Consider the following 5,032-nt stretch of genomic DNA (forward strand, 5'->3'; position numbering starts at 1 on the left):
AGCAGAATAGCAGAATCAGCCCGATCGCGCCGACGAACTGCGCCATGCTCGTCAGCAGGTTCCACTGGAAGGTATTGATCTCGTCGCGGAGGTAGTCGTTGATCAGCTGGAAGAAGACGAAATTGCTGGCATCTGTGATGGGCATGGGTCAGCGGCCAAGTCCTCGCAAGGCGAGTCAAGGCTTTCTTGGTTGACTTCGGATGTGTGACCCCGAAAGCCTACCACTGCAGATTTCAGCGCGCCCACCACCTCTCACCAAAGCGCCCTTGCAGGAAAGCCACGAAGCTCGACACCTTCCCCGGCACAAGCTTGGGCGATGGAAACACCGCGTGGATTTCCTGCTCGGCCAGCGCGTGGTCTGCCAGCACCTCCACCACCTGCCCCGAGGCCAGCGAGTCGCTCGCCACGTAGCGCGGCATCAGCGCGATGCCCAGGCCCGCGCGCGCGGCGGCCAGCACCGCGGATACGTTGTTGGAGCGCAGCCGGCCCGACACCGGCACCGAAACCGGCTCTCCCTTCGGCGTGTGGATGTGCCAGACATCGTCGCCAACCACGCTGCTGTAGATCAGTGCCACGTGGGCGCTCAGGTCCTGCGCCCTCTTCGGCGTTCCGTGCTCCTTCAGATAGTCCGCAGCGGCGACCATGACCCACGGATTCATGCCCAGGAATCGCGCGCCCAGTGACGAATCGGCGAGCTTGCCCATGCGGATCGCCACGTCGATGCCCTGCGCCACCAAGTCCACGTAGCGATCCTCGAAGCTCAGGTCGACCTGCACTTGCGGATGGCGCGCCATGAATTCGAGCGCGAGCGGCACCACGATGCGGCGGCCAAAGGCTGTGGAAGTGCCGATGCGCAGCAACCCTTGCGCCTGTGATTGCCGCAACTTCACGATGCTCTCGGCCTCCTCCGCGTCGCGCACGATGGCCTTGCACTTCTCGTAGTAGAGCGCGCCCGTTTCCGTCAGGCTGACGCCGCGCGTATTGCGGTTGAGCAACCGCACCTTCAGGCGTGCCTCGGTCGCCGCGACCTGCTTGGTCACGGTGGGCTGGGTGGTGTTGAACTCGCGCGCCGCCTTGGAGAAGCTGCCGGTCTCCACCACGCGCACGAACATCTCCATCGCTTGCAGTCTGTCCATCGCCGGATGGTATCGCCCCCAAGGGGGCGCGCCTGCCTTGGGGCGGCCCGGCGGCAGCCGTAGCCACTTATTCCACCCAGGAATAGGCTTTATGGCCCCGCACCGTCTTCTGCCGGGTGCCTCGAATTCCTACAGTCGATGCATCCCAAGGAGAACAGACATGGCAAAGATGACCGCGGCCCAGGCCGCCGTGTTGGTGATGGAAAAAGAAGGCGTGACGCAGGCCTTCGGCGTGCCCGGTGCCGCCATCAATCCGCTTTATTCCGCGCTGCGCAAGCAAGGCAGCATCGCGCACATCCTCGCGCGCCACGTCGAAGGCGCCTCGCACATGGCCGAGGGCTACACGCGCGCCGTGGCGGGCAACATCGGGGTGTGCATCGGCACCTCCGGCCCCGCCGGCACGGACATGATCACCGGCCTCTACTCGGCCTGGGCCGATTCGATCCCGATCCTTTGCATCACCGGACAGGCGCCGCGCGCAAGGCTCTACAAGGAAGACTTCCAGGCGGTGGACATCGAATCGATCTCCAAGCCGGTGACCAAGTGGTCGGTCACGGTGCGCGAGCCGGGCCAGGTGCCGCAGGTCTTCCAGCAGGCCTTTCATTTGATGCGCTCGGGCCGACCGGGCCCGGTGCTCATCGACCTGCCCTTTGATGTGCAGATGGCGCAGATCGAGTTCGACATTGACGCCTACACGCCGTTGCAGCCCTACAAGCCGGCCGCCACGCGCGCCCAGATCGAAAAAGCGATCGCGATGCTCAATGCGGCAGAACGCCCGCTCATCGTGGCCGGCGGCGGCATCATCAATGCCGATGCAAGCGATCTGCTCGTCCGTTTTGCTGAAGCGACGGGCGTTCCGGTGATTCCCACGTTGATGGGCTGGGGCGTGCTTCCCGATGACCATCCGCTGATGGCCGGCATGTGCGGCTTGCAAACCAGCCACCGCTACGGCAATGCGACGATGCTCGCGAGCGACTTCGTGCTCGGCATCGGCAACCGCTGGGCCAACCGGCACACAGGTTCGGTCGACGTCTACACCAAGGGCCGCACCTTCGTGCACGTCGACATCGAGCCCACGCAGATCGGCCGCGTGTTCACGCCCGATTTCGGCATCGTGTCCGACGCGAAGGCCGCATTGGAACTCTTCGTGCAGGTCGCGGAGGAAATGAAGGCGAAGGGCCGGTTGCCCGACCGCAGCAAGTGGGCCGGCGAATGCCGCGACCGCAAGAAGACCATGCTTCGCAAGACCAACTTCGCGGACGTGCCGATGAAGCCGCAGCGCGTGTACCAGTGCATGAACAACAACTTCAGCAACGACACCTGCTACGTGAGCACCATCGGGCTCTCCCAGATTGCCGCAGCGCAGTTCCTGCACGTCTACAACCCGCGCCACTGGATCAACTGCGGGCAAGCCGGCCCGCTGGGTTGGACCATCCCTGCCGCGCTCGGCGTGCGGGCGGCAGACCCCAGCCGCAAGATCGTCGCGCTCTCGGGCGACTACGACTTCCAGTTCATGATCGAAGAGCTCGCGGTGGGCGCGCAGTTCAAGCTGCCGTACATCCACATCGTGGTCAACAACTCCTACCTCGGCCTGATCCGCCAGGCGCAGCGCGGCTTCGAGATGGACTACTGCGTGCAGCTCGGCTTCGACAACATCAACGCCGACGAGGACAGCGGCGTGGAGCGCAGCTACGGCGTCGACCATCTCAAGGTGGTCGAAGGCCTCGGCTGCAAGGCCATCCGTGTCTACAAGCAGGAAGAGATGACGCCGGCGATCAAGCAGGCCGAGAAGCTCATGGCCGAGTTCAGCGTGCCAGTGGTGATCGAGGTGATGCTCGAGCGCGTGACCAACATCGCGATGGGCACCGAGATCGACGCCATCAACGAGTTCGAGGCGCTCGCCGAAAGCACGGAAGATGCACCGACAGCGATTGCCGCCTCGATGCTGGACTGATTCCCGAGGAGACAAAACCATGCCGAAATTTGCAGCCAATCTGACGATGCTGTTCAACGAGCTGCCGTTCATGCAGCGCTTCGAGGCCGCCGCCAAGGCGGGATTCAAAGCCGTTGAGTACCTGTTCCCGTACGCCTACGACAAGAAGGAGCTGGCCGCTGCGCTGCGTGGCAACGGCCTCGAACAGGTGTTGCACAACCTGCCCGCCGGCAACTGGGACGGCGGCGAGCGCGGCATCGGCTGCCATGCTGATCGCGTCGGCGAGTTTCGCGAAGGCGTGGCGCGCGCGATCGACTATGCGACGGCGCTTGGGTGCCCGCAGGTCAACTGCCTGCTTGGCAAACTGCCCGAAGGCCAGACGGCCGCCGACGCGCGCAAGGTGGTGGTCGACAACCTGCGCCTCGCGGCGAAGGAACTGCAAGGCGCGGGCATCCGCCTGCTGATCGAGCCCATCAACAGCTTCGACATCCCGGGCTTCTACCTGACGCGGACCGACCAGGCGCTGTCGTTGATCGACGAGGTCGGTTCGTCCAACCTGCTGGTGCAGTACGACATCTACCACGCGCAGCGCATGGAAGGCGAACTCGGCAACACGCTGACGAAGAACATCACGCGCATCGGCCACATCCAGTTGGCCGACAACCCTGGGCGTGGCGAGCCGGGCACGGGCGAGATCAACTACCCGTGGCTCTTCAATCACATCGATTCGCTGGGCTATGCCGGCTGGATCGGCTGCGAATACAAGCCGCGCGGCACGACCGTCGACGGCCTCGGATGGCGCACCGCGCTCGTTCACTGAATCAAGACAAGGAAATCTCGCGACATGTCCAACACCAACGCACAGAAGATCGGCTTCATCGGCCTCGGCATCATGGGCGCGCCGATGGCCGGCCACCTGCTCGACGCGGGCCATCAGCTCTATGTGAACACGCGCGGCGGCACGCCGGAGCCCTTTGCCTCGCGGGCCATGGTCTGTGCATCGGCCACCGAAGTCGCCCAGCAGGCGGACATCGTCTTCATCATGGTGCCGGACACGCCGGATGTGGAGAAGGTGCTGTTCGGCGAAGGCGGCGTGGCGGCGGGCTTGTCGAAGGGCAAGATCGTGGTCGACTGCAGTTCGATCGATCCGATCGCAACCAAGGACTTCGCCAAGCGGATCATCGATCTGGGCTGCGGCTATGTCGACGCACCAGTTTCGGGCGGCGAAGTGGGCGCGAAGGCGGCGAGCCTCACGATCATGTGCGGCGGCGACGAGACAACATTCGGCCGCGTGCGTCCCCTGCTCGAGAAGATGGGCAAGAACATCACATTGGTCGGCGGCGTGGGCGATGGGCAGGTGTGCAAGGTCGCCAACCAGATCATCGTGGCGCTCAACATTGCGGCTGTGGGCGAAGCGCTGGTGTTCGCCTCCAAGGCAGGCGCTGATCCCGCAAAGGTGCGGCAGGCGCTGATGGGTGGCTTTGCGGCTTCGCGCATTCTTGAGGTGCACGGCGAGCGGATGATCAAGCGCACGTTCGCGCCGGGGTTCCGGATCGCTCTGCATCAGAAGGATCTGAACCTGGCGCTGCAAGGTGCGCGGTCGATTGGCGTGGCACTGCCTCAGACAGCCAGCGCGGCGCAGCTCATGAATGCTTGCGCGGCGCTGGGATATGGGCAGGAGGATCATTCGGCACTGGTGCGTGCGCTGGAGGCGATGGCGCAGCATCCTGTTGCGTCTTGAGGTGTGGGGGGTGGCGGAGGCGGGCGGTGTGCGCTGGGTCGGCCGACGTCACCGGCCGCTTCGCGGCTGCCCTGCGCTGCTCGCGGTACGCGGGGTCCGCGCGAAACTCGCTTCGCTCAAACACGCGCGGCCCTGATCCGCGTACCGCTGCGCTGCTCGGCGGTGCCTCAACGGCCGGCCCAGCGCACACCGCCCGCCTCCGCGGAGAGGGTGGGGGTAGTT

4 protein-coding genes are annotated in these 5,032 nt (G+C 64.8%); 3 read left to right on the forward strand and 1 reads right to left on the reverse strand.

What is annotated here, in order from left to right:
• Positions 1 to 233: 233 nt before the first annotated feature.
• Positions 234 to 1,136, reverse strand: a complete 903-nt coding sequence (locus tag AC1DHL_RS29550) for a LysR family transcriptional regulator (protein WP_478105382.1) — start codon at positions 1,134 to 1,136, stop codon at positions 234 to 236.
• A gap of 160 nt (positions 1,137 to 1,296) precedes the next feature.
• Between AC1DHL_RS29550 and gcl the strand changes: the two genes are divergently transcribed.
• From gcl to AC1DHL_RS29565, 3 genes are read left to right on the forward strand one after another with little or no spacing between them, the layout of a single operon-like run.
• Positions 1,297 to 3,090, forward strand: a complete 1,794-nt coding sequence (gene gcl / locus AC1DHL_RS29555) for a glyoxylate carboligase (RefSeq protein WP_478164302.1) — start codon at positions 1,297 to 1,299, stop codon at positions 3,088 to 3,090.
• Between the two features lie 19 nt (positions 3,091 to 3,109).
• Positions 3,110 to 3,889 carry a hydroxypyruvate isomerase gene (hyi, locus tag AC1DHL_RS29560; RefSeq protein WP_478164303.1) on the forward strand — a complete coding sequence of 260 codons (780 nt, stop codon included), beginning with the start codon at positions 3,110 to 3,112 and terminating at the stop codon, positions 3,887 to 3,889.
• A 24-nt stretch (positions 3,890 to 3,913) separates the two neighbouring features.
• Positions 3,914 to 4,810: a 2-hydroxy-3-oxopropionate reductase gene (locus AC1DHL_RS29565; protein ID WP_478105388.1), complete on the forward strand. Its 897-nt coding sequence runs from the start codon at positions 3,914 to 3,916 to the stop codon at positions 4,808 to 4,810.
• The last annotated feature ends 222 nt before the right edge of the window (positions 4,811 to 5,032 follow it).

The sequence above is a fragment of the Variovorax sp. 10L426 genome (assembly GCF_056395305.1).